The organism is Enterobacter sp. CCUG 70166 (genome assembly GCF_020224095.1).
Classification (GTDB): Bacteria; Pseudomonadota; Gammaproteobacteria; order Enterobacterales; family Enterobacteriaceae; genus Enterobacter; species Enterobacter intestinihominis.
This window is the reverse complement of sequence record NZ_NRIQ01000035.1, coordinates 260,884-284,101: the sequence shown is the minus strand read 5'-3', so window position 1 is coordinate 284,101 and position 23,218 is coordinate 260,884. Positions and strand designations below refer to the sequence as shown.

Sequence of the window (23,218 nt, the reverse complement as noted above, 5' to 3'; positions counted from 1 at the left end):
TTGCCGCGTCACGCAGTTAAAGTGTCGGGCATACTCTTCAAGGCCAGTAATACCCAGGCGCACCCATTTCGGGTGCGACCACTGGGGCAAACCCACGTACATCATAGTGCGCTGAGGATCTCATCCGTGCTGCGCACGCGACCAATACGCGGGAAGATATGGGTCATGCTGCCCTGATGCTGATCCGCAGAGGCTGCGCTGCACGCATCTTCCGCTATCACCAGGTTAAAGCCCAGCTCCCAGGCGTTACGGGCGGTGGATTCCACACCGATGTTGGTGGAGATCCCGCACAGAATAATAGTGTCTATCCCGCGACGGCGCAGCTGGAGCTCCAGGTCAGTGCCATAGAATGCGCCCCACTGGCGTTTGATGACTTCTACATCGCTGTCGCGTTTACCGAGTGAGACCGGGTATGTCCACCAGTTGTCCGGCAGCGCATGCGCCGGGGCCTGAGCATCAACTGGCTGCTTTAGCGCTTCGGCGAAATCAGTGGACCAGCCGACGCGCACCATGACGACAGGCGCACCGCTGGCCCGGCATTTTTCCGCCAGACGCGCAGCACGGCTTACAACATCGTCAGCGGTGTGTGGACCACCGGCAAAAGGCAGGATCCCTTCCTGTAAATCAATGACCACAAGGGCGGTTTTGGTGGCATCAAGCGTTAACATTGTCACTCCAGTAAAATTAATTGCTTTTTTACACCTTACGACGGGATGGCCTGTTATCGGTCGGATAATTTTGTTAATTTTTGTGAGAATAGACAATAAGAGCACAGCAAACACGCGTCAGGCCGTGCTTCGCTCTTATCGTGCGGCAGAATTTCCAGTATAATAGCCGCCTTTTTTCATCCAGTTGTGACATACAGAAAGCTGCGACATCGTAGCCTGTAAGACAGGCGACAATCAGCCTGCGGCTAATTAAGGGATATCTCATGCGTACAGAATATTGCGGGCAGCTGCGTCAGTCCCACGTCGGGCAGCAGGTCACCCTGTGTGGTTGGGTCAATCGTCGTCGCGATCTTGGTAGCCTTATCTTTATTGATATGCGTGACCGCGAAGGTATCGTTCAGGTGTTCTTCGATCCGGATCGCGCTGATGCGTTGAAGCTGGCCTCTGAGCTGCGTAATGAGTTCTGCATTCAGGTGACGGGCACCGTGCGTGCGCGTGACGAGAAAAACATCAACGCCGAGATGGCGACCGGTGCTATCGAAGTGCTGGCGTCCGATCTGGTGATTATCAATCGCGCAGAAGCGTTGCCGCTGGACTCCAACCACGTCAACACCGAAGAAGCGCGTCTTAAATACCGCTACCTGGATCTGCGTCGCCCGGAGATGGCTCAGCGCCTGAAAACCCGTGCGAAAATCACCAGCCTGGTGCGTCGCTTTATGGATGACCACGGTTTCCTCGATATCGAAACCCCGATGCTGACCAAAGCCACGCCGGAAGGCGCGCGCGATTACCTGGTGCCATCCCGCGTCCATAAGGGCAAATTCTACGCGCTGCCACAGTCACCACAGCTGTTCAAGCAGCTGCTGATGATGTCCGGCTTCGACCGCTACTATCAGATCGTGAAATGCTTCCGCGATGAAGATCTGCGTGCAGACCGTCAGCCAGAATTTACCCAGATCGATGTGGAAACCTCCTTCATGACCGCCGAGCAGGTGCGTGAGGTGATGGAAGCCCTGGTGCGTAGCCTGTGGAACGACGTAAAAGGCGTTGAGCTGGGCGATTTCCCAATCATGACCTTCGCGGAAGCCGAGCGTCGCTACGGCTCCGACAAACCAGACCTGCGTAACCCGATGGAGCTGGTGGACGTGGCAGACCTGGTGAAAGCCGTTGAGTTCGCGGTCTTTGCTGGTCCGGCTAACGATCCGAAAGGCCGCGTGGCTGCCCTGCGCGTACCGGGCGGTGCTGCGCTGAGCCGTAAGCAGATTGACGACTACGGCAACTTCATCAAGATCTACGGTGCGAAAGGTCTGGCCTATATTAAAGTAACCGAGCGTGCTAAAGGTCTGGAAGGCATTACCAGCCCTGTTGCGAAATTCCTGAATGCGGACATCGTGGAAGCTATTCTGGAGCGCACCGGCGCGCAGGATGGCGACATGATCTTCTTCGGCGCAGACAACAAGAAAGTCGTTGCGGATGCGATGGGCGCGCTGCGTCTGAAGCTCGGCAAAGACCTGAACCTGACCGATGAAAGCAAATGGGCGCCGCTGTGGGTGATCGACTTCCCGATGTTTGAAGACGACGGTGAAGGCGGCCTGACCGCGATGCACCACCCGTTCACCTCGCCAAAAGACATGACGGCGGCGGAACTGAAGGCTGCACCGGAAGATGCGGTAGCGAATGCCTACGATATGGTTATCAACGGCTACGAAGTGGGCGGCGGCTCCGTGCGTATTCACAGCGGTGAAATGCAGCAGACCGTGTTCGGCATTCTGGGCATTAACGAGCAGGAGCAGCGCGAGAAGTTTGGCTTCCTGCTGGACGCCCTGAAATACGGTACGCCTCCGCACGCGGGTCTGGCCTTTGGTCTTGACCGTCTGACCATGCTGCTGACCGGCACCGACAACATCCGTGATGTTATCGCCTTCCCGAAAACCACCGCAGCGGCGTGTCTGATGACTGAAGCGCCAAGCTTTGCCAACCCGGCCGCGCTGGCTGAGCTGGGCATTGAGGTGGTGAAGAAGGAAGAGAAAAACTGATATGGCATATAAGCGTCCCGTTTCGGTTCTGGTGGTCATTTATGCAGAAGACTCGAAGCGGGTGCTGATGTTGCAGCGGCGCGACGATCCTGATTTCTGGCAGTCGGTTACCGGCAGTCTGGAAGAGGGAGAGTCCGCGCCGCAGGCCGCCGCGCGTGAAGTAAAGGAAGAGGTCGCCATTGACGTTGCTCGCGAGCAACTGACCCTGAAGGACTGTCAGCGCACGGTGGAGTTTGAAATTTTTAGCCATTTACGTCATCGCTATGCACCGGGAATTGAGCGCAATACGGAATCGTGGTTCTGCCTTGCGCTTCCCCATGAGCGGGAGATCGTGTTCACGGAACACCTGACCTACCGCTGGGTGGATGCGGCGGATGCCGCCGCACTGACCAAGTCATGGAGCAACCGGCAGGCGATAGAAGAATTTGTAATTAACGCTGCCTGAGAAGGCGCGATTTTTGGAGAACTTTTTATGGCAGGTCATAGTAAGTGGGCCAACACCAAACACCGTAAAGCGGCACAGGATGCCAAACGCGGTAAAATCTTTACCAAAATCATTCGTGAGCTGGTTACAGCGGCGCGTCTGGGTGGCGGCGATCCGGCCTCTAACCCACGTCTGCGCGCGGCGGTGGATAAAGCCCTGTCCAACAACATGACGCGAGACACCCTGAACCGTGCAATCGCACGTGGCGTGGGCGGTGATGAAGACGCGAACATGGAAACCATCATTTATGAAGGTTACGGTCCTGGCGGTACGGCGGTGATGGTAGAGTGCTTGTCCGACAACCGTAACCGTACCGTTGCGGAAGTGCGCCACGCGTTCACCAAAACCGGTGGTAACCTGGGCACTGACGGTTCCGTTGCTTACCTGTTCAGCAAAAAAGGCGTCATCTCCTTCGAGAAAGGCGACGAAGATGCGATCATGGAAGCGGCGCTGGAAGCCGGTGCGGAAGACGTAGTGACCTACGACGACGGCGCTATCGATGTCTACACCGCATGGGAAGAGATGGGTGCCGTGCGCGATGCGCTGGAAGCGGCAGGTCTGAAAGCGGATAACGCTGAAGTGTCCATGATCCCTTCCACAAAAGCGGACATGGATGCAGAAACCGCACCGAAACTGCTGCGTCTGATCGACATGCTCGAAGACTGCGACGACGTGCAGGAAGTGTATCACAACGGTGAAATCTCTGATGAGGTTGCAGCGACTCTCTGATGAGAGCCTGTAAACCGTTTACGGGAGACGCGTGATGTCGATTATCCTCGGGATTGACCCCGGCTCACGCGTCACCGGGTATGGCGTTATCCGTCAGGTGGGACGCCAGCTAACCTACCTCGGCAGCGGCTGTATTCGTACCAAAGTGGACGATCTGCCGTCGCGCCTGAAGCTCATTTATGCGGGCGTGTCGGAGATCATCACCCAGTTTCAGCCGGACTTTTTCGCCATCGAGCAGGTCTTTATGGCGAAGAACGCTGACTCGGCGTTAAAGCTCGGGCAGGCGCGCGGCGTGGCGATAGTTGCCGCCGTGAACCAGGACCTGCCAGTGTTTGAATACGCGGCCCGTCAGGTTAAGCAGACGGTGGTGGGCATAGGTAGCGCGGAGAAAAGCCAGGTGCAGCACATGGTGCGTACCCTGCTGAAGCTCCCGGCGAACCCGCAGGCCGACGCCGCCGATGCGCTGGCCATTGCGATTACCCACTGCCACGTCAGCCAGAACGCGATGCAAATGAGTGAGTCGCGGCTCAATCTGGCGCGAGGCAGATTACGATAATGACAAATCAGGCTGGATGTTTATCCAGCCTTTTTTTATTATGTCGGCAGTTAATTTCATCCAGAACGCAGGAGCGTCACGTGATAGGCAGACTCAGAGGCATCATCATTGAAAAACAACCCCCGTTAGTGCTGCTGGAAGTGGGTGGCGTGGGCTATGAAGTCCATATGCCGATGACCTGCTTCTACGAGTTGCCGGAGGCGGGCAAAGAGGCGGTTGTCTTTACCCAGTTTGTGGTGCGTGAGGACGCTCAGCTGCTGTACGGATTCAATAACAAACAGGAACGCACTCTGTTCCGCGAATTAATTAAAACCAACGGCGTCGGGCCCAAGCTGGCGCTGGCGATTCTGTCCGGTATGTCAGCGCCACAGTTTGTGAATGCTGTTGAGCGCGAAGATCCGGCTGCGTTAATTAAACTTCCGGGCATCGGCAAGAAAACCGCCGAGCGCCTGATTGTCGAGATGAAGGACCGCTTTAAAGGTCTGCATGGCGATCTGTTCACCCCGGCGGCCGATCTGGTGCTGACTTCACCGGGCGGGCCAGCGACAGATGATGATGCCGAGCAGGAAGCGGTTGCCGCGCTGGTGGCGCTGGGCTATAAACCTCAGGAGGCCAGCCGTATGGTGAGTAAAGTTGCCAAACCGGATGCCAGCAGTGAAACTCTGATTCGTGAAGCGCTGCGCGCTGCATTGTGAGGTAAAGGATGATTGAAGCAGACCGCCTGGTATCGGCAGGCACCATTCAGCCAGATGACGTGGTGGATCGCGCGATCCGTCCAAAACTGCTGGATGAGTACATTGGCCAGCCGCAGGTTCGTTCTCAGATGGAGATTTTCATCCAGGCGGCAAAGCTGCGCGGCGATGCGCTCGATCACCTGCTGATTTTTGGTCCGCCGGGGCTAGGTAAAACCACTCTGGCGAATATCGTCGCCAACGAAATGGGCGTTAACCTCCGTACCACCTCCGGCCCGGTGCTGGAGAAAGCAGGGGACCTGGCGGCGATGCTGACCAACCTCGAACCGCATGACGTGCTGTTTATCGATGAAATCCACCGCCTGTCACCGGTGGTGGAGGAAGTGCTCTATCCGGCGATGGAGGATTACCAGCTGGATATCATGATCGGCGAAGGCCCGGCCGCGCGCTCGATCAAAATCGATCTGCCACCGTTTACCCTGATTGGCGCCACGACCCGCGCCGGCTCACTGACCTCTCCGCTACGTGACCGTTTTGGTATCGTGCAGCGTCTGGAGTTTTATCAGGTGCCCGACCTTCAGCATATTGTGGGGCGCAGCGCGCGCTACATGGGGCTGGATATGAGCGAAGAGGGAGCGTTTGAAGTGGCGAAACGTTCCCGCGGTACGCCGCGTATCGCCAACCGCCTGCTGCGTCGCGTGCGTGATTTTGCCGAGGTGAAGCACGATGGCACCATTTCGGCTGACATTGCTGCGCAGGCGCTGGATATGCTGAACGTTGATGCCGAAGGCTTTGACTATATGGACCGTAAGCTGCTGCTGGCGGTGCTGGATAAGTTCTTTGGCGGGCCGGTGGGGTTGGATAACCTGGCGGCGGCAATTGGCGAAGAGCGTGAGACTATCGAGGACGTGCTGGAGCCATATCTGATCCAGCAGGGCTTCTTACAGCGTACCCCGCGTGGTCGTATGGCGACGGTGCGGGCGTGGAATCATTTCGGCATTACGCCGCCCGCGATGCCGTAAGTAGCGATTAATGGTAGCCCCGGTAAGCGAAGCGCCACCGGGGACATGCTGACTACTGCGCGGTCTTCTTCATCATACTGAAAATAAACAACACCGCCGCGCACAATACCACCGACGGCCCCGCTGGCGTGTCATAAAACGCCGAGAAGGTTAATCCGCCCGTCACTGCGATCATCCCGATTATCACCGCGATACCGGCCATTTGCTCCGGCGTACGCGCAAAACGACGCGCCGTGGCGGCAGGGATTATCAACAGCGACGTGATGATCAGCGCGCCAACAAATTTCATCGCCACCCCGATGGTTAACGCCGTCACCAGCATCAAGAGCAGCTTCACGCGCTGAAGCTTCACGCCGTCGACAAAGGCCAGATCGGGGCTGACGGTCATTGCCAGTAAATTCCGCCACTGCCACAGCAGGATCCCGAGTACCACCACCACGCCAATGGCAATGAAAATCAGATCTTCGGGCGTGACGGCCAGCAGATCGCCGAACAGATAGGCCATCAGGTCTACGCGTATGTTTGACATCAGGCTCACCACCACCAGGCCCAGCGACAAGGCGCTGTGCGCCATAATGCCGAGCAGGGTATCAATTGCCAGATGAGGGCGTTTTTCCAGCCAGACCAGACCGGCGGCCAGCAGCAGCGTGACGACAATCACCGCATAAAACGGGTTTACGTCCAGCAACAAACCAAACGCGACACCCAGCAATGACGCATGGGCCAGCGTATCGCCGAAATAGGACATTCTGCGCCAGACGACAAACGAGCCGAGTGGACCCGCGGCGCAGGCAAGCATAATCCCGGCCAGCCAGCCGGGCAGTAACAGTTCAATCATGAGTGTCCATTTCCCCGACGCAGGACAATTCGTCCCTGTAAATCATGGCGGTGATTGTGATTATGGCGATAGATGCCCAGCTGTTCGGCGCCACGATGGCCAAACATGGAGATAAATTCGGGATGCATTGACACCACTTCCGGCGTGCCGGAACAACAGATGTGATGGTTCAGGCACAGCACTTCGTCGGTTTTGGCCATTACCAGATGCAGATCGTGGGAGACCATCAGCACCGCGCAGTTAAGCTCCCGACGGAGCTGGTCGATAAGATCGTACAGCGCAACCTGACCGTTGACGTCGACACCCTGCGTCGGCTCGTCCAGGACCAGCAGCTGAGGGCTGCTGAGCAGGGCGCGGGCAAGCAATACGCGCTGGGTTTCACCGCCCGACAGCTTTTGCAAAGGCGCCTCAACAAGATGTCCCGCCTGAACGCGTTTTAGCGCCGGTAGGATATCCGCTTTACGCGTACCGGGACGGAGACGCAGGAAGCGGCTCACCGTCAGGGGCAGGGTGGCATCAAGATGTAATTTTTGCGGCACATAGCCGATACGCAATTTGTCCTCGCGGACGATAACACCTGCGTCAGGGGCTACCAGGCCTAATACGACGCGCACCAGCGTCGATTTGCCTGCACCGTTAGGGCCGAGCAGCGTGAGTATTTTGCCGGGCTTCAGATTCAGCGACACGTCAGAAAGGACGCGGCGCTGGCCGAATGAGACCGAAACATTTTCAAGAGAAACTAAAGTCGTCATGTCAATTTAAGCTTGCAGAAGTCATCGAATGTTATAATATCACATTCCACGCATTCATTACGATGATTAGTCGCATTATGTTACAGAAAAATACGCTTCTTTTCGCAGCTTTATCCGCTGCTCTTTTGGGGACAACAGCACAAGATGTTAACGCTGCCGTTGTCGCTTCGCTTAAACCACTTGGCTTTATCGCCGCTGCCATCGCCGACGGTGTGACGGACACAGAGGTTCTTCTGCCTGACGGGGCCTCCGAGCATGATTATTCTCTGCGTCCGTCTGATGTAAAACGCTTACAGAACGCGGACTTAGTCGTCTGGATTGGTCCTGAGATGGAAGCGTTCATGCAGAAATCCGCTAAACAGGTCCCTGCGCAGAAACAGGTGACGATTGGTGAGCTGTCCGCTGTGAAACCGTTGCTGATGAAAGGGGCTGAGGACGAGGGCGACGAACACGACCACGACCATGCTCATGGCGAAAAAGGTGACGACCATCACCATCACGGTGAATACAACATGCATCTCTGGCTCTCCCCAGAGATAGCGCGGCTTACAGCGGTTGCAATCCACGACAAATTAGTGGAACTTATGCCGCAAAGTCGAATCAAACTCGACGCCAACCTGAAGGATTTTGAGGCTCAATTAGCCGCAACCGACAAACAGGTGGGTAACGAGCTCGCACCGCTTAAAGGAAAAGGGTACTTCGTTTTTCATGATGCCTACGGGTATTACGAGAAACATTACGGTCTGACCCCATTGGGGCATTTTACCGTCAACCCTGAAATTCAGCCTGGTGCGCAGCGTTTACATGAAATCAGAACACAGTTGGTTGAGCAAAAAGCGACATGCGTTTTTGCTGAGCCACAGTTCAGGCCAGCGGTCGTAGAAGCCGTGGCCAGGGGAACATCCGTGCGCATGGGAACCCTTGACCCGCTAGGTACGAACATCCAGTTGAGCAAAGCGAGCTATTCGCAGTTCCTCAGCCAACTGGCGAATCAGTATGCGAGCTGCCTGAAAGGAGATTAACGAGGAAGTGAATACGTGCAACAGATAGCCCGCTCTGTCGCCCTGGCATTTAACAATCTGCCTCGACCCCACCGCGTTATGCTGGGGTCGCTTACAGTTCTCACGTTAGCGGTCGCCGTCTGGCGGCCCTATGTTTACCACCCGAGTTCTGCCCCTATTATTAAAACCATCGAACTGGAGAAGAGCGAGATCCGCTCTCTGCTGCCTGAGGCCAGCGAGCCTATCGATCAGGCCGCACAGGAAGATGAAGCTATTCCCCAGGATGAGCTGGATGACAAGATCCAGAATGAAACCGGCATTCATGAATATGTTGTTTCTACTGGCGATACGCTGAGCAGCGTCCTGAACCAGTACGGTATCGACATGGGCAACATTAGCCAGCTTGCCGCATCCGATAAAGAGCTGCGTAACCTGAAAATTGGTCAGCAGCTTTCCTGGACCTTAACGCCCGATGGCGATCTGCAACGTCTGACCTGGGAGATGTCCCGTCGCGAAACCCGCACCTACGATCGCACCGCAAACGGTTTCAAAATGACCAGTGAAATGCAGCAGGGCGACTGGGTTAACAGCGTGATGAAAGGGACCGTCGGCGGCAGCTTTGTTTCCAGTGCCCGCGATGCTGGCCTGACCAGCGCTGAAATCAGCTCGGTGATCAAAGCCATGCAGTGGCAGATGGATTTCCGCAAACTGAAAAAAGGCGATCAGTTCTCTGTCCTGATGTCCCGCGAAATGCTCGACGGTAAGCGCGAGCAGAGCCAGCTGGTGGGTGTTCGTCTGCGTTCAGACGGCAAAGACTACTACGCCATTCGCGCGGAAGACGGTAAGTTCTATGACCGCAGCGGTACGGGCCTGGCAAAAGGCTTCCTGCGTTTCCCAACGGCGAAACAGTTCCGCGTCTCCTCCAACTTTAACCCGCGTCGTCTGAACCCGGTAACGGGCCGCGTAGCGCCGCACCGTGGCGTTGACTTCGCCATGCCGCAGGGCACGCCAGTGCTGGCGGTAGGGGATGGTGAAGTGGTCATGGCGAAACGCAGCGGTGCTGCTGGCTATTACGTTGCTATTCGTCACGGTCGTACATACACCACCCGCTACATGCACCTGCGTAAACTGCTGGTCAAACCGGGCCAGAAAGTGAAACGTGGCGATCGCATCGCGCTGTCCGGTAACACCGGCCGGTCGACGGGCCCGCACCTGCACTACGAAGTGTGGATCAACCAGCAGGCGGTTAACCCGCTGACGGCAAAACTGCCGCGCACCGAAGGGCTGACCGGGAAAGATCGCAAAGATTACCTGGCGCAGGTGAAAGAGGTGATGCCACAGCTGCGCTTCGACTAAGCTAACACCCTCAAAAATAAGCCGGCGTCAGTGTGCGCCGGCTTTTTCTTTTGTACGCGGACGGCTGCCTCGCTACACTATCTGAATATATTTTTGCGTCACCAGACCCTGGAACCCGCATGGAAACCAAAAAAAACAATATTGAGTACATTCCCGAGTTTGAAAAATCCTTTCGCCACCCGCGTAACTGGGGCGCCTGGCTTGGCGTATACGCGTTTGCTGGCATGGCGTTGCTACCTGCTTCCCTCCGCGATCCGGTTCTCGGAAAAGTGGGGTGCCTGGCAGGGCGCCTGGGTAAAAGCGCACGCCGCCGCGCGCAAATAAACCTTCTGTACTGCTTCCCGGATAAAACCGACGTCGAACGCGAAGCAATCATTGATGACATGTATACCACCGCGCCACAGGCCATGGCGATGATGGCGGAACTGGCGCTGAAAGGGCCGGAAAAGATCGTCGACCGCGTTGACTGGAAAGGGCTGGAAATCATCGACGAGATGCGTCGCAATGATGAAAAAGTGATTTTCCTGGTGCCGCACGGTTGGGGGGTCGACATTCCGGCAATGTTAATGGCGTCGCAGGGCCAGAAAATGGCGGCGATGTTCCATAATCAGGGAAACAAAATCTACGATTTCGTCTGGAATACCGTGCGCCGTCGCTTTGGCGGACGTCTGCACGCCCGAAACGATGGCATTAAGCCTTTCATTCAGTCCGTACGTCAGGGTTACTGGGGCTACTACCTGCCCGATCAGGATCACGGTCCTGAGCACAGCGAGTTTGTCGATTTCTTCGCGACCTATAAAGCTACGCTACCCGCGATTGGTCGCCTGATGAAAGTCTGCCGCGCCCGCGTGATCCCGCTGTTCCCGGTTTATGACGGTAAAACGCATCGCCTGAGCATTGAGGTACGTCCGCCGATGGACGATCTGCTGACCGCGGACGATCGCACCATTGCACGCCGCATGAATGAAGAGGTGGAAGTGCTGGTGGGGCCACATAAGGAGCAATATACGTGGATCCTGAAGTTGCTCAAAACGCGTAAACCTGGCGAAACAGAGCCGTACAAGCGTAAAGAGCTTTTCCCGAAGAAATAGGAAACCTTCACCCCTCTCCCCTTAGGGGAGAGGGGATCGGAGCTTACTCTACGGTCAGTACGCGGGTGGTATTGGTTGAGCCGATGGTGCTCATCACGTCACCCTGCGTCACGATAACGATATCACCGGATACCAGATAACCTTTGTCGCGCAGCAGGTTCACGGCATCGTGCGCGGCGGCCACGCCATCGTTGGTGCTGTCGAAGTAGACTGGCGTCACGCCGCGATACAGCGCCGTCAGGTTCAGCGTACGCTCGTGACGGGACATGGCGAAGATCGGCAGACCGGAGCTGATGCGAGACGTCATTAGCGCGGTACGGCCAGATTCGGTCATGGTGATGATCGCCGTGACCCCTTTCAGGTGGTTGGCTGCGTACATCGCGGACATCGCAATCGCTTCTTCCACATTGTCGAACTGGATATCCAGGCGGTGCTTGGAGACGTTAATGCTTGGGATCTTCTCCGCACCCAGGCAGACGCGCGCCATGGCGGCCACGGTTTCCGCCGGATACTGACCCGCAGCGGTTTCTGCTGACAGCATCACCGCGTCAGTACCATCCAGCACGGCGTTCGCCACGTCCATGACTTCCGCACGGGTTGGCATTGGGTTGGTGATCATGGATTCCATCATCTGGGTGGCGGTGATCACCGCGCGGTTCAGCTGACGCGCGCGACGGATCAGCGCTTTCTGGATACCGACCAGTTCAGGGTCGCCAATTTCCACGCCCAGATCACCACGGGCAACCATCACCACGTCAGACGCCAGGATCACGTCGTCCATCGCGTCCTGATCGCAGACCGCTTCAGCGCGTTCCACTTTCGCAACGATTTTCGCATCGCAGCCTGCATCACGCGCCAGGCGGCGAGCATAGTTCAGATCTTCGCCGCAGCGGGGGAAGGAGACGGCCAGATAATCCACGCCGATCTGCGCTGCGGTCACGATATCCGCTTTGTCTTTATCGGTCAGCGCTTCGGCAGACAGGCCACCGCCGAGTTTGTTGATGCCTTTGTTGTTGGAGAGCGGGCCGCCGACGGTCACTTCGGTGAACACCTTCATACCCTGAACTTCCAGCACTTTCAGCTGTACGCGTCCGTCGTCCAGCAGCAGGATGTCGCCAGGCACAACGTCAGCAGGCAGACCTTTGTAGTCGATACCCACTTTTTCCTTATCGCCTTCGCCTTTGCTCAGGTTGGCATCCAGCAGGAATTTATCGCCGATGTTGAGGAAGACTTTGCCTTCTTTAAAGGTCGATACGCGGATTTTTGGACCTTGCAGGTCACCGAGGATAGCAACATGGCGGCCCAGTTTAGCTGCGATTTCACGCACTTTGTCGGCACGTAATTTATGGTCTTCTGGCGTACCGTGAGAGAAGTTCATGCGCACCACGTTGGCACCCGCGGCGATAATCTTTTCGAGGTTATTATCGCGGTCGGTGGCCGGGCCTAGGGTGGTGACGATCTTGGTTCTGCGAAGCCTTCTGGACATGTAATACTCCGTTGACTGAAACAACTTTGGTGTTGCGTGAACATAGAATCGGCCTTCATCTATCGCAAGGCAGTAGCGAGGGGACCGAATGCCGTAAATCGTACATCGTCGTTATTAGGGAACATCGCTCTTTATAAGCAATTCTTTATCAAAACGCGATTCTTTCAGGGCTTCCTTGACCCGCTTCAAGTTATCCCGGAATTTTGCGCCCCGGCGTAAAGTAAAACCGGTCGCCAGCACGTCGATGACCGTCAGCTGCGCCAGGCGGGAGACCATCGGCATGTACATGTCGGTGTCTTCCGGTACGTCCAGGGTAATGGCGAGCGTCGCTTCCCGGGCCAGCGGCGTACCTGCCGTCGTCAGGGCGATGACCATCGCATCGTTGTCACGCGCGAGTTGCGCCAGCTCCACCTGGCTCTTGGTGCGGCCCGTATGGGAGATGAGTACCACGACATCATCTTCGCTACAATTCATACAGCTCATGCGTTGCAGCACAATGTCATCGGAGTAAATCACCGGCACGTTAAAGCGAAAGAACTTATTCATGGCGTCATGCGCCACGGCGGCGGACGAGCCAAGGCCAAAGAAGGCAATCCGTTTGGCCTGCGTAAGAAGATCGACCGCGCGATTCACTGAACTCATGTCCAGAGACTGGCGAACATGGTCGAGCGTGGCCATTGCCGATTCAAATATTTTTGCGGTGTAAGCATCAACGCTGTCGTCTTCATCTACATTGCGATTAACATACGGGGTACCGTTTGCCAGACTTTGTGCCAGATGCAGTTTAAAATCAGGAAAGCCGCGGGTGTCCAGACTACGACAGAATCGATTGACCGTCGGTTCGCTGACGCCCGATTCCTGTGCCAGAGCGGCGATGCTTGAATGAATCGCCTGAGCGGGCGCGGCGAGAATAACTTCGGCCACTTTGCGCTCGGATTTGCTAAGGTGTTCCAGTTGAAACTGGATTTTTTCCAGCATGTTCATTGTTAACAAGACGCTCATGAGGGCATAAACGATTTCATAGAGATGAAACCTTGATTCGATTTAGCCGATATTACCCCCGGGACACCCGAAAGGGTAATCGTCGACAAGAAATGTTGTTGTTTTTTTTCATTACTTGATCGACGTCGGGTTTTGCTCTGACCCTGTTGCGCAAAGAATCGACGTTTGTTGCGTCACCAGACGGGCGTAATGGCCCGCGCGACGAAAAATCACCGTATCGCACGCGTCGTTAAGCGCTAATGGTTTCAGGAAACGCGTAAAAGCAGTACAGTGCATTGTAATAAAATTACAACGATACCTGGCAGAGTACCAGGAGATCTAACTGAGGAGAATGACATGGCGGTAACGCAAACAGCCCAGGCATGTGACCTGGTCATTTTCGGCGCGAAAGGCGATCTTGCACGCCGAAAATTGCTGCCTTCCCTGTATCAGCTCGAAAAAGCGGGCCAGATCCATCCCGATACCCGAATTCTTGGGGTAGGGCGCGCCGACTGGGATAAGGAGGCTTATACCAAAGTCGTGCGCGAGGCGCTCGAAACGTTCATGAAAGAGAAAATCGATGAAAGCCTTTGGGATAAGCTGAGCGGGCGTCTCGATTTCTGCAATCTGGACGTCAACGATGTAAGCGCCTTTACCCGTCTGGGTGAAATGCTGGACCAGGAAAATCGCGTCACCATTAACTATTTCGCCATGCCGCCAAGCACCTTCGGCGCCATCTGCAAAGGTTTGGGCGAAGCGAAGCTGAACGCCAAACCGGCGCGCGTGGTGATGGAGAAGCCGCTGGGTACGTCGCTTGCAACCTCGCGTGAAATCAACGACCAGGTGGGCGAGTTCTTTGAGGAGTGTCAGGTTTACCGTATTGACCACTATCTGGGTAAAGAGACGGTTCTGAACCTGCTGGCGCTGCGTTTTGCCAACTCCTTGTTTGTGAACAACTGGGACAACCGCACTATCGACCACGTGGAAATTACCGTGGCGGAAGAAGTGGGCATCGAAGGCCGCTGGGGCTACTTCGACCAGGCCGGCCAGATGCGTGACATGATCCAGAACCACCTGCTGCAAATTCTGTGCATGATTGCCATGTCTCCACCGTCAGATCTGACGGCCGACAGTATTCGTGACGCCAAAGTGAAAGTGCTGAAATCACTGCGCCGTATTGACCGCTCCAACGTGCGTGAGAAAACCGTGCGCGGCCAGTACACCGCAGGTTTTGCCCAGGGGAAAAAAGTCCCTGGCTATCTGGAAGAAGAGGGCGCGAACAAGTCCAGCAACACCGAGACGTTTGTGGCGATCCGCGTGGATATCGACGACTGGCGCTGGGCCGGCGTGCCGTTCTACCTGCGTACCGGGAAACGTCTGCCGGCAAAATGCTCCGAAGTGGTGGTCTACTTCAAAAATCCGGAACTGAACCTGTTCAAAGAATCCTGGCAGGAACTGCCGCAGAACAAACTGACCATCCGTTTACAGCCGGACGAGGGTGTGGATATTCAGATCCTGAACAAAGTGCCGGGTCTTGATCACAAACACAACCTGCAAACCACCAAACTCGACCTGAGTTACTCTGAAACTTTCAACCAGACGCATCTGGCCGATGCTTACGAGCGTCTGCTGCTGGAAACCATGCGTGGTATCCAGGCGCTGTTCGTCCGCCGCGATGAAGTGGAAGAGGCGTGGAAGTGGGTGGACTCAATCACCGAAGCGTGGGCAGCCGACCAGGACGCGCCAAAACCGTATCAGGCGGGAACATGGGGACCTGTCGCCTCCGTTGCGATGATCACCCGTGATGGCCGCTCCTGGAACGAGTTTGAATAACCCCCATCTCTAGCCCAAAGGTGTTATTTTACCGGTAACATGATCTAACACAGCAAGTGGCATAATTTTTAATCTTTTAAGCTCCGCGTGGATTCACCCGCGGAGCTTTTTTTATTACACTCCCTTCAGACATTTTGCCCCTGTGCTCCGGATATCAGGCGTTTCAGCGTTGTTAATAACCGTCAGAAACTGTGTAAACTCCCGAGCCTGGACAGATAAATTAGAGGAGCTTTTATGAATCCGACATTGTTACGCGTAACACAACGCATCGTTGAACGCTCGAAAGAGACCCGTGCTGCCTACCTTGCCCGCATCGAACAGGCGAAGAGTGAAACGGTCCATCGCTCACAGCTGGCCTGCGGGAATCTGGCCCACGGCTTTGCCGCCTGCCAGCCTGGTGATAAAGACGCGCTGAAAAGCATGCTGCGTAACAATATCGCCATCATTACCTCCTATAACGACATGCTTTCAGCCCACCAGCCGTATGAGGTTTACCCGTCTATCATCCGCAATGCGCTGCACAGCGTGAACGCGGTGGGCCAGGTTGCAGGCGGCGTGCCGGCCATGTGTGATGGCGTGACTCAGGGACAGGACGGTATGGAGCTGTCTCTGTTGAGCCGCGAAGTGATCGCCATGTCGGCGGCAGTGGGCCTCTCTCACAATATGTTTGATGGCGCGCTCTACCTGGGCGTATGCGACAAAATCGTCCCGGGGCTGGTGATGGCCGCGCTGTCGTTTGGCCATCTGCCAGCGATTTTTGTGCCGTCAGGCCCGATGGCAAGCGGTCTGCCAAACAAGGAAAAAGTCCGTATCCGCCAGCTGTATGCCGAAGGAAAAGCGGACCGTCAGGCGCTGCTGGAAGCGGAAGCCGCGTCCTATCACGCGCCGGGCACCTGTACGTTCTACGGTACGGCCAACACCAACCAGATGGTGGTGGAGTTTATGGGGATGCAGCTGCCGGGCTCGTCGTTCATCCAGCCGGATGCCCCACTGCGTAAAGCGCTGACCGAAGCCGCAGCCCGTCAGGTGACGCGTCTGACCGGTAACGGCAACGAGTGGATGCCAATGGGCAAAATGGTGGATGAAAAAGTCATCGTCAACGGGATTGTCGCCCTGCTGGCGACCGGCGGTTCAACCAACCATACCATGCACCTTGTCGCGATGGCGCGCGCGGCGGGCATTCAGATCAACTGGGATGACTTCTCCGAGATCTCTTCCGTGGTACCGCTGATGGCGCGTCTGTACCCGAACGGTCCGGCGGACATCAACCACTTCCAGGCCGCGGGCGGCGTGCCGGTGCTGATGCGCGAGCTGCTGAAAGGCGGCCTGCTGCATGAGGATGTCAACACGGTGGCGGGCTTTGGCCTGCATCGCTATACCCTTGAGCCGTGGCTGAACAACGGTGAGCTGGACTGGCGCGAGGGGGCGAGCAACTCGCTCGATCCTCAGGTTATCGCGACCTTCGAACAGCCGTTCTCTCCTCACGGCGGCACCAAAGTGCTGAGCGGTAACCTTGGGCGTGCCGTAATGAAAACCTCTGCCGTGCCGGAAGAGAATCAGGTTATCGAAGCCCCGGCGGTGGTGTTTGAAAGCCAGCACGACGTTTTACCTGCCTTCGACGCGGGTCTGCTTGATAAAGACTGCGTAGTCGTGGTGCGTCATCAGGGACCAAAAGCGAACGGGATGCCAGAATTACATAAACTTATGCCGCCGCTTGGTGTATTATTGGACCGCCGTTTCAAAATTGCGCTGGTGACCGATGGACGCCTCTCGGGGGCATCAGGTAAAGTGCCTTCAGCGATTCATGTCACCCCGGAAGCCTACGACGGCGGCCTGCTGGCGAAAGTCCATGATGGAGACATGATCCGCGTTAACGGTCAGACAGGCGAGTTAACCCTGCTGGTGGACGAAGCAGAGCTGACGGCGCGTCAGCCACATATTCCTGACCTGAGCGCATCCCGAGTGGGTACCGGACGCGAGATGTTTGGTGCGTTGCGTGAGAAACTCTCCGGTGCGGAGCAGGGCGCAACCTGTATTACGTTTTAAGACGACTTGATTTTAACGATCTGGCGAGAGAAAACTCTGATGAAAAACTGGAAAACAAGTGCAGAAGCAATCCTGACTACTGGCCCTGTCGTGCCGGTTATTGTGGTAAACAAACTGGAGCACGCTGTCCCAATGGCGAAGGCGCTGGTTGCGGGTGGCGTTCGTGTTCTGGAAGTGACCCTGCGTACTGCCTGTGCGATGGATGCGATTCGCGCTATCGCCAAAGAAGTGCCGGAAGCGATCATCGGTGCTGGTACGGTTCTGAATGCGCAGCAGCTGGCGGAAGTGACCGAAGCGGGCGCACAGTTTGCCATCAGCCCGGGCCTGACCGAGCCGCTGCTGAAAGCCGCAACCGAAGGTACTATTCCGCTGATCCCGGGTATCAGCACCGTTTCTGAACTGATGCTGGGTATGGACTACGGCCTGAAAGAGTTTAAATTCTTCCCGGCTGAAGCGAACGGCGGCACCAAAGCGTTGCAGGCGATTGCAGGCCCATTCTCCCTGGTACGTTTCTGCCCAACGGGTGGCATCTCTCCGGCCAACTACCGCGACTACCTGGCGCTGAAAAGCGTGCTGTGCATCGGTGGCTCCTGGCTGGTTCCGGCGGATGCGCTGGAAGCAGGCGACTGGGATCGCATTACTAAACTGGCTCGCGAAGCGGTAGAAGGCGCGAAACAGTAACAAATGCTCAATGCATAAAGCAGGCCCTCTGACCTGATGCTGGTCACTTTATGTGACCAGCATGTATAAGTTCTTCTTCTTCTTCTCCCCACAAACATTTTTTAATATCCCTAACCCCAGGCGTATCATTCTTCATTATTAAATAATCCCTCACTTATATATTTGATGAATAATTCATTCTTAATTTATCTGTGATGAGATTGCCTGGGCTCTTTTTATTTATTCTGTGAATAATATTACTTCCTTTGAGTCAATTCAACTTGAGGTTGGGTATTTTAATAGGAGAGCGATAGGTGTATTGTTTTTAATAAACGGAATGTTTGTTAAAAGGATAGATAATAATGTCAGGGGAATCTGAGGTGGCTCAACGGTGGGACACGTTAAACAGATATTTATTGTATTTCCCGCGTAGCAAAAATGTTATTTCTGATGTTCATTCTTTTACAGGAAAAGAGATATTAAGCGAGCCTTATCGCTATACCATTCGCTTTACCAGTCCGGATCAAAACATTGCCATTAATGCTGTTCTTAATCAAAGGGCTGAGTTTATTCTGCGTGCACCCAATCTGGAAGCCTCATGGCATGGGCAAACCTCCTGGCTGCCGGTTCGCCAGATAAATGGCACGATCACCCAGTTTTCCCGGCTGATGTCTTCAGGTGACGAAGCACTGTATGAATGCGTGCTGGAGCATGAGCTGGCGCTGCTGGATCAAAATTACCGTTCTGCGGTTTACATGAACATGACAGTCCCGGAGCTCGTTACAAAGCTGATGAAGGACAGTGGTCACTTTGACGGCTACAACATTGATTTTGACCAACTGAGCCACAGCTATCCACGACGGGAAATGATCGTTCAGTGGAAAGAAACCGATTTGCGGTTCATCGGTCGGCTGCTGGCAGAGATAGGGATCTGGTTCCGTTTTGAGAATCACAACAAAGTGAAAACGGAAACCGTCGTTATTTTTGGGGATTCTGCGCGTCGTTACAACTTCAGCGACAAACAGATGCCTTATGTCCGACATTCAGGCATGACCAGTTATAACGAATACATCACCGATTTGGAGGAGCAGCACGGCCTGATCCCAAAAAATGTGTTGGTTCGCACTTATAACTACCGTGACCCGCAATCGCCGCAGACGGATAAGACCGTTAAAACGAGCGATATTCCCGAAGGTGTAACGACAGGCCAACACTATCACTATGCCGATCACTATCTTGCTGCGGGGGATTTTCACGGTGAAGAGGCGGAAACCGCCGCATTTTACGCCCGTCTGCGTTATGAACGCCTGTTGAACGGACAGAGTGTTCTAGGGGCGACAACCAGCGATCCCGAGCTTCAGCCAGGCATAATGTTTTATCCTGCAGGGCCTGTACCTGACGGGTTTAAGTCCGGGTTTGTGATAACTGCGATGACTATCCGCGGCAGCCGTGCTGAACACTATCGCGCCGTACTTTCTGGGATCCCCTATATCCACGGCTATAGCTTCCGTCCTGAATACATATCCCGGCCGGTGATAGCCGGAACGTTGCCCGCCAGAGTGATGGCTATCGGGGGAGATAAAACCTATGCCGGACTTGATGCGGTTGGGCGCTACCGGGTTAAGTTCGATTTTGACCTTGATGAAAAACGGGTCGGATTTGAAAGCGCCCTGGTACGCCTCGGCAGGCCGTACGCCGGTGACACTTTTGGTATTCACTTTCCGTTGCTGGAGGGGACTGAAGTTGCCGTAGGTTTTGAAGGCGGCGACCCGGACAGACCCTTTATCGCCCATGTCATGCACGACGGCAGCCACCCGGATTTAGTCACAAACCGTAACGATACCCGAAACGTGATCCGCACGGCCGCGTTAAACAAGATCCGTCTTGAAGATCGTCGCGGGCAGGAACACATCAAAATCTCTACCGAGTACGGCAAAGGGCAAGTGAGTGTGGGCCACCTGGTTGATGCTGAGGGCAAAAAGCGCGGGGAAGGTGTGGAGGCTCGCACCGACGACTGGATGGCGCTGCGTGCTGCCAAAGGCGTGATGATCACCACGGAAGCACAGCCCCGCGCGGGGGGTAAGCAACTGGATATGACAGCGGCTATTGCACAACTCGAAAAGGCGTTATCGCTGGCGATGACCCTACAACAAAGTGCGCTTACGGCAGGTGCGAGTAATGTGGAAACCGATCGGCAAAATGCGCTCAGCCAGACGCTGAGTCATCTCGCGGAGCCCGGTATTTTGGCATATGGAAAAAGTGGAATTGCGCAGGTTACGCCGGACAGCCTGCAATTGTCAGCTGGGAAAGACCTGATTGCCACAGCGGGCGGGAATGCCAGCGTGAATGTGGCGAAAAAATTCTCGCTGGCCGTAGGGGAAAAACTGTCGCTGTTTGCCCGCAAACTCGGCATCCAGATGATTGCCGGTGCGGGGGATATTACGACGCAGGCGCAGCGGGGCGAAATGCACATGCTGTCGCAGCAGGATTTCACGCTGACGAGAACCGCCGGGATAATGAACGGCAGTGCCAGAAAGGGAATGCAGTTTGTCTGCGGGGGCGGCGGGATCCGTATCAGCCCGACCGGACTGGTCACGATTTTCTCGCCGACGGGCATTGAGCTCAAAGCGCCGAGCCTGAAATACGACGGTCCGGAAAGTGTGTCGGTACCGACGCCATCCTTTGACAAAGGCGCCTTTAAACTTCGCTACAAACTGCACGCCTGCGATGATCCGGAGCAAATTCTGGCAAACAAAAAATTCAGGCTGACCAGTGCATCCGGTCAGGTGGTGGAAGGCGTGACGGACAGCTCCGGTCGTTCAACACTGCTCGATGCTGACGACCTCGACAGCTATAAAATGGAGATAATGGAATGACGGAGGCGAAGACAAAACCCTACGCTCCACGGGTGGTATCAGAAGGCGATATTCCGGTACACAAAACCCTGGGCGAAGTCGCCCAGACGCGCAACGTCGGGATACCGCGTCCGATGCCCGGCATTGTGATCCTCGTCCATGGCGAGAACGACGTGGGTGAAGCTTACCAGAATCAGGAGAAAGGAATACTTGTCGGGCTGGGTAAGCGACTCAACCGGCAGGATTTTTACGCCCACGAATGGAAAGACTACAGAATTATCACTCCCGGGCGTTCCCCCATCATCCCGTTTTACTGGGGATATAAACCGGTTACGCATGCTGACTACCGGGCGGACCAGAAGCGCTACCGGGAGGAAGTCGGGAAGCTGAGTGACAAAGCGCATCTGCCCTATGATGCGTACCAGGAAGATAACGAGACGAATAAAAAGTCGCTGGGTAATGACGGGAAAGGGCCGTTTCAGTACCAGAACGATAACTTTAAAAATGCACTTGATACGAGTTTTGCCAAGGGGGGCGGGACCTTTGCCAACGCAACGACGACGATCCCGGATATGCTGGGACCCGGCGCCGGTGGCTTCGGCGTTGCCGCTGCGGGATTTGCCTCGCTGCACTTCAATGATGGCGATTTTACCCATCCCATTTATGAAAACCCGCACCGCATTTACCAGTTTTTTGCCGCTCAACGGCTGGCGGATTTGATTATTCAGATTCGAAGTGAGCCGATTACGGCGAAAGATGTGATTAACATTGTGGCCCATAGTCAGGGCACGATTATTACTATGCTGGCAAATATGCTGGTGAAACAGGCCGGGTATGCTCCGGTAAACTGTGTGATTCTTAATCACTCACCGTATTCTCTTAAGTCGCGCGTGGCTGAAAATATTCAGCCGGGTTATCAACAGACCGACGATGCCAGACAGCAGACATTTAAAAATTTCTGTCGCCTGATGCATACGCAATGGAAAGGTGGCGGGAAAATGGCAGAGAGCAAATTACTGGCTCTGGAGGCCTCCTGTACCCTGCGTAAACCTTCCGATAATCCGCTACGAACGGATGACAGATATTGCCGAAGCAACGACGGTAAAGTGTATAACTACTTTTGCCCGAATGATGGCGTCGTGTCGCTGGAGAATGTGCAGGGGGTTGGCTGGCGGGGCATTCCTCAGAATATTGCCAGTGATATACCGAATCTGTTTCAGCGCGTGTTTTACCAGCATGGTGAAGTAGGAAACATACCTGATGCTAACCCCTTTGAGCTACCACCGCGAAATGAGGGGGATGCAAAATATGCCTTTCTCACGAACGCCAGTTACAGCGCTCGCGATGTGGTAATAAACGGTGAGGAGTTACCGGAACCTTTTATTTTCAAACTCCAGGGGGAGGATAATCACCCGGATAACGATCCTAAAACCAGTGATAAACCGTATACCTATTATGTCGATCCGGACAGCCCGGACGCCTACATTTCCTATTCCGCCAAAGCCAGCGCCATTAAGCGCACAGTAACGACAACCTTTGCTGTGAACCGCTATCAAAATATTGGCTGGCAGCCCGGTCACGTTTTATCTGCTTCAGAGCTTAAAGAAGAGAGTTTTGAACGTAAGCATGAGGTTATTTATGGTGAGGTGTCAGGTTCGCGAGATTTTCAGTTAGTCACACTTACCTGGAAGAAAACATCGGAAGAACTGCAAGCGGAATGGCAGAAAATAGACCCGGTGGGCTACAGCCAGCACTCCTCTATTGTGATGAGCGAATTTGCGCCATCGCACGCTATGGCGTTTGATTTGGCTATTGGGCAGTGCAAATCATTCGATTATCAGGCAGGGAAATTTTGGGAAGGGTTGTTACATCGGGCAGACTGGCGCGATCCGCAGAACGGTTATCAATTTGCGAAAGATTATTACAAAACGGGACGACTCAATGAGCAATTTACAAAAAACTACATGAACAAACCTGACGAGGTTTTACCGACAGGAGTATTTGGGGTAAAGAACCACTTTAACAATTCCGCAATGGTTAAACCGTCCCGCGATCTGGCTGTTGGAAATCAGGAAATAGCAAACCTGCAATGGGATATGCCGAAACCCAAGAGTGAGAGTCAGCTGGCTTAA

General features: G+C 55.0%; 20 protein-coding genes. 14 read left to right on the top strand and 6 right to left on the bottom strand.

Translation table 11 applies throughout. The features are described 5' to 3' along the window. Positions 1–105 (bottom strand): hypothetical protein (locus CKK19_RS15540; protein WP_225455182.1); only part of this gene is annotated, 105 nt, incomplete at its 3' end. Further along, positions 102–668: a hydrolase gene (locus CKK19_RS15535; protein WP_063853569.1), complete on the bottom strand. Its 567-nt coding sequence runs from the start codon at positions 666–668 to the stop codon at positions 102–104. The genes CKK19_RS15535 and CKK19_RS15540, both read right to left, overlap by 4 nt. 263 nt (positions 669–931) lie before the next feature. Here CKK19_RS15535 and aspS point away from each other — a divergent pair, with 263 nt between their 5' ends. The 6 genes from aspS to ruvB all read left to right on the top strand — a co-directional run bounded on the left by aspS (position 932) and on the right by ruvB (position 6,187). After that, positions 932–2,704, top strand: a complete 1,773-nt coding sequence (gene aspS, locus CKK19_RS15530) for an aspartate--tRNA ligase (RefSeq protein WP_063853568.1) — start codon at positions 932–934, stop codon at positions 2,702–2,704. A 1-nt stretch (position 2,705) separates the two neighbouring features. Then, on the top strand, positions 2,706–3,149 hold the full coding sequence (gene nudB / locus CKK19_RS15525) for a dihydroneopterin triphosphate diphosphatase (RefSeq protein WP_023300445.1): 444 nt from the start codon (positions 2,706–2,708) through the stop codon (positions 3,147–3,149). 27 nt (positions 3,150–3,176) lie between these two features. Further along, complete coding sequence (locus tag CKK19_RS15520) at positions 3,177–3,917, top strand: YebC/PmpR family DNA-binding transcriptional regulator (protein ID WP_003859747.1); 741 nt, start codon at positions 3,177–3,179, stop codon at positions 3,915–3,917. A 34-nt stretch (positions 3,918–3,951) separates the two neighbouring features. Next, complete coding sequence (gene ruvC / locus CKK19_RS15515; RefSeq protein ID WP_014884319.1) at positions 3,952–4,473, top strand: crossover junction endodeoxyribonuclease RuvC; 522 nt, start codon at positions 3,952–3,954, stop codon at positions 4,471–4,473. Between the two features lie 80 nt (positions 4,474–4,553). Beyond that, positions 4,554–5,168 carry a Holliday junction branch migration protein RuvA gene (gene ruvA, locus CKK19_RS15510; RefSeq protein ID WP_022648487.1) on the top strand — a complete coding sequence of 205 codons (615 nt, stop codon included), beginning with the start codon at positions 4,554–4,556 and terminating at the stop codon, positions 5,166–5,168. Between the two features lie 8 nt (positions 5,169–5,176). Further along, positions 5,177–6,187: a Holliday junction branch migration DNA helicase RuvB gene (gene ruvB, locus CKK19_RS15505; protein WP_006811035.1), complete on the top strand. Its 1,011-nt coding sequence runs from the start codon at positions 5,177–5,179 to the stop codon at positions 6,185–6,187. 52 nt (positions 6,188–6,239) lie between these two features. On the opposite strand, the gene znuB is transcribed toward ruvB, so the two are convergent. After that, a complete protein-coding gene (gene znuB / locus CKK19_RS15500; protein ID WP_063853567.1) occupies positions 6,240–7,025 on the bottom strand; it encodes a zinc ABC transporter permease subunit ZnuB in 786 nt (261 codons plus the stop codon). Then, the gene (gene znuC, locus CKK19_RS15495; protein ID WP_003859757.1) at positions 7,022–7,777 is read right to left on the bottom strand and encodes a zinc ABC transporter ATP-binding protein ZnuC; all 756 of its coding nucleotides are present in this window, start codon (positions 7,775–7,777) and stop codon (positions 7,022–7,024) included. Before znuC ends, znuB begins: the two co-directional genes overlap by 4 nt. Positions 7,778–7,854: 77 nt before the next feature. Here znuC and znuA point away from each other — a divergent pair, with 77 nt between their 5' ends. From znuA to lpxM, 3 genes are all read left to right on the top strand, one after another. Further along, positions 7,855–8,799, top strand: a complete 945-nt coding sequence (gene znuA, locus CKK19_RS15490) for a zinc ABC transporter substrate-binding protein ZnuA (RefSeq protein WP_063853576.1) — start codon at positions 7,855–7,857, stop codon at positions 8,797–8,799. A gap of 15 nt (positions 8,800–8,814) precedes the next feature. Then, complete coding sequence (mepM, locus tag CKK19_RS15485) at positions 8,815–10,134, top strand: murein DD-endopeptidase MepM (protein ID WP_022648483.1); 1,320 nt, start codon at positions 8,815–8,817, stop codon at positions 10,132–10,134. Between the two features lie 119 nt (positions 10,135–10,253). Beyond that, on the top strand, positions 10,254–11,225 hold the full coding sequence (gene lpxM / locus CKK19_RS15480) for a lauroyl-Kdo(2)-lipid IV(A) myristoyltransferase (protein ID WP_022648482.1): 972 nt from the start codon (positions 10,254–10,256) through the stop codon (positions 11,223–11,225). A gap of 43 nt (positions 11,226–11,268) precedes the next feature. On the opposite strand, the gene pyk is transcribed toward lpxM, so the two are convergent. Beyond that, positions 11,269–12,711 carry a pyruvate kinase gene (pyk, locus tag CKK19_RS15475; RefSeq protein ID WP_003859767.1) on the bottom strand — a complete coding sequence of 481 codons (1,443 nt, stop codon included), beginning with the start codon at positions 12,709–12,711 and terminating at the stop codon, positions 11,269–11,271. 114 nt (positions 12,712–12,825) lie between these two features. Beyond that, positions 12,826–13,695, bottom strand: coding sequence for a MurR/RpiR family transcriptional regulator (locus CKK19_RS15470; RefSeq protein ID WP_003859769.1), 870 nt, complete (start codon positions 13,693–13,695; stop codon positions 12,826–12,828). 354 nt (positions 13,696–14,049) lie between these two features. Here CKK19_RS15470 and zwf point away from each other — a divergent pair, with 354 nt between their 5' ends. From zwf to CKK19_RS15445, 5 genes are all read left to right on the top strand, one after another. Then, on the top strand, positions 14,050–15,525 hold the full coding sequence (gene zwf / locus CKK19_RS15465) for a glucose-6-phosphate dehydrogenase (protein ID WP_022648481.1): 1,476 nt from the start codon (positions 14,050–14,052) through the stop codon (positions 15,523–15,525). 234 nt (positions 15,526–15,759) lie between these two features. After that, the gene (gene edd / locus CKK19_RS15460; RefSeq protein WP_063853566.1) at positions 15,760–17,571 is read left to right on the top strand and encodes a phosphogluconate dehydratase; all 1,812 of its coding nucleotides are present in this window, start codon (positions 15,760–15,762) and stop codon (positions 17,569–17,571) included. A 39-nt stretch (positions 17,572–17,610) separates the two neighbouring features. Continuing rightward, positions 17,611–18,252 (top strand): bifunctional 4-hydroxy-2-oxoglutarate aldolase/2-dehydro-3-deoxy-phosphogluconate aldolase, encoded by a 642-nt coding sequence (gene kdgA / locus CKK19_RS15455; RefSeq protein ID WP_063853565.1) that lies wholly within the window; start codon positions 17,611–17,613, stop codon positions 18,250–18,252. A 341-nt stretch (positions 18,253–18,593) separates the two neighbouring features. Beyond that, positions 18,594–21,107: a type VI secretion system Vgr family protein gene (locus tag CKK19_RS15450; protein ID WP_225455180.1), complete on the top strand. Its 2,514-nt coding sequence runs from the start codon at positions 18,594–18,596 to the stop codon at positions 21,105–21,107. Beyond that, positions 21,104–23,218, top strand: coding sequence for a DUF3274 domain-containing protein (locus CKK19_RS15445; protein ID WP_063853562.1), 2,115 nt, complete (start codon positions 21,104–21,106; stop codon positions 23,216–23,218). Before CKK19_RS15450 ends, CKK19_RS15445 begins: the two co-directional genes overlap by 4 nt.

Bases quoted from the DNA above. Each gene is read 5' to 3' on its own strand.
- znuC (WP_003859757.1), bottom strand. From the start codon at position 7,777: ATGACGACTTTAGTTTCTCTTGAAAATGTTTCGGTCTCATTCGGCCAG.
- kdgA (WP_063853565.1), top strand. From the start codon at position 17,611: ATGAAAAACTGGAAAACAAGTGCAGAAGCAATCCTGACTACTGGCCCT.
- aspS (WP_063853568.1), top strand. From the start codon at position 932: ATGCGTACAGAATATTGCGGGCAGCTGCGTCAGTCCCACGTCGGGCAG.
- zwf (WP_022648481.1), top strand. From the start codon at position 14,050: ATGGCGGTAACGCAAACAGCCCAGGCATGTGACCTGGTCATTTTCGGC.
- ruvC (WP_014884319.1), top strand. From the start codon at position 3,952: ATGTCGATTATCCTCGGGATTGACCCCGGCTCACGCGTCACCGGGTAT.
- znuB (WP_063853567.1), bottom strand. From the start codon at position 7,025: ATGATTGAACTGTTACTGCCCGGCTGGCTGGCCGGGATTATGCTTGCC.
- pyk (WP_003859767.1), bottom strand. From the start codon at position 12,711: ATGTCCAGAAGGCTTCGCAGAACCAAGATCGTCACCACCCTAGGCCCG.
- ruvB (WP_006811035.1), top strand. From the start codon at position 5,177: ATGATTGAAGCAGACCGCCTGGTATCGGCAGGCACCATTCAGCCAGAT.
- CKK19_RS15445 (WP_063853562.1), top strand. From the start codon at position 21,104: ATGACGGAGGCGAAGACAAAACCCTACGCTCCACGGGTGGTATCAGAA.
- znuA (WP_063853576.1), top strand. From the start codon at position 7,855: ATGTTACAGAAAAATACGCTTCTTTTCGCAGCTTTATCCGCTGCTCTT.
- CKK19_RS15450 (WP_225455180.1), top strand. From the start codon at position 18,594: ATGTCAGGGGAATCTGAGGTGGCTCAACGGTGGGACACGTTAAACAGA.
- CKK19_RS15535 (WP_063853569.1), bottom strand. From the start codon at position 668: ATGTTAACGCTTGATGCCACCAAAACCGCCCTTGTGGTCATTGATTTA.
- CKK19_RS15470 (WP_003859769.1), bottom strand. From the start codon at position 13,695: ATGAACATGCTGGAAAAAATCCAGTTTCAACTGGAACACCTTAGCAAA.
- nudB (WP_023300445.1), top strand. From the start codon at position 2,706: ATGGCATATAAGCGTCCCGTTTCGGTTCTGGTGGTCATTTATGCAGAA.
- edd (WP_063853566.1), top strand. From the start codon at position 15,760: ATGAATCCGACATTGTTACGCGTAACACAACGCATCGTTGAACGCTCG.
- CKK19_RS15520 (WP_003859747.1), top strand. From the start codon at position 3,177: ATGGCAGGTCATAGTAAGTGGGCCAACACCAAACACCGTAAAGCGGCA.
- lpxM (WP_022648482.1), top strand. From the start codon at position 10,254: ATGGAAACCAAAAAAAACAATATTGAGTACATTCCCGAGTTTGAAAAA.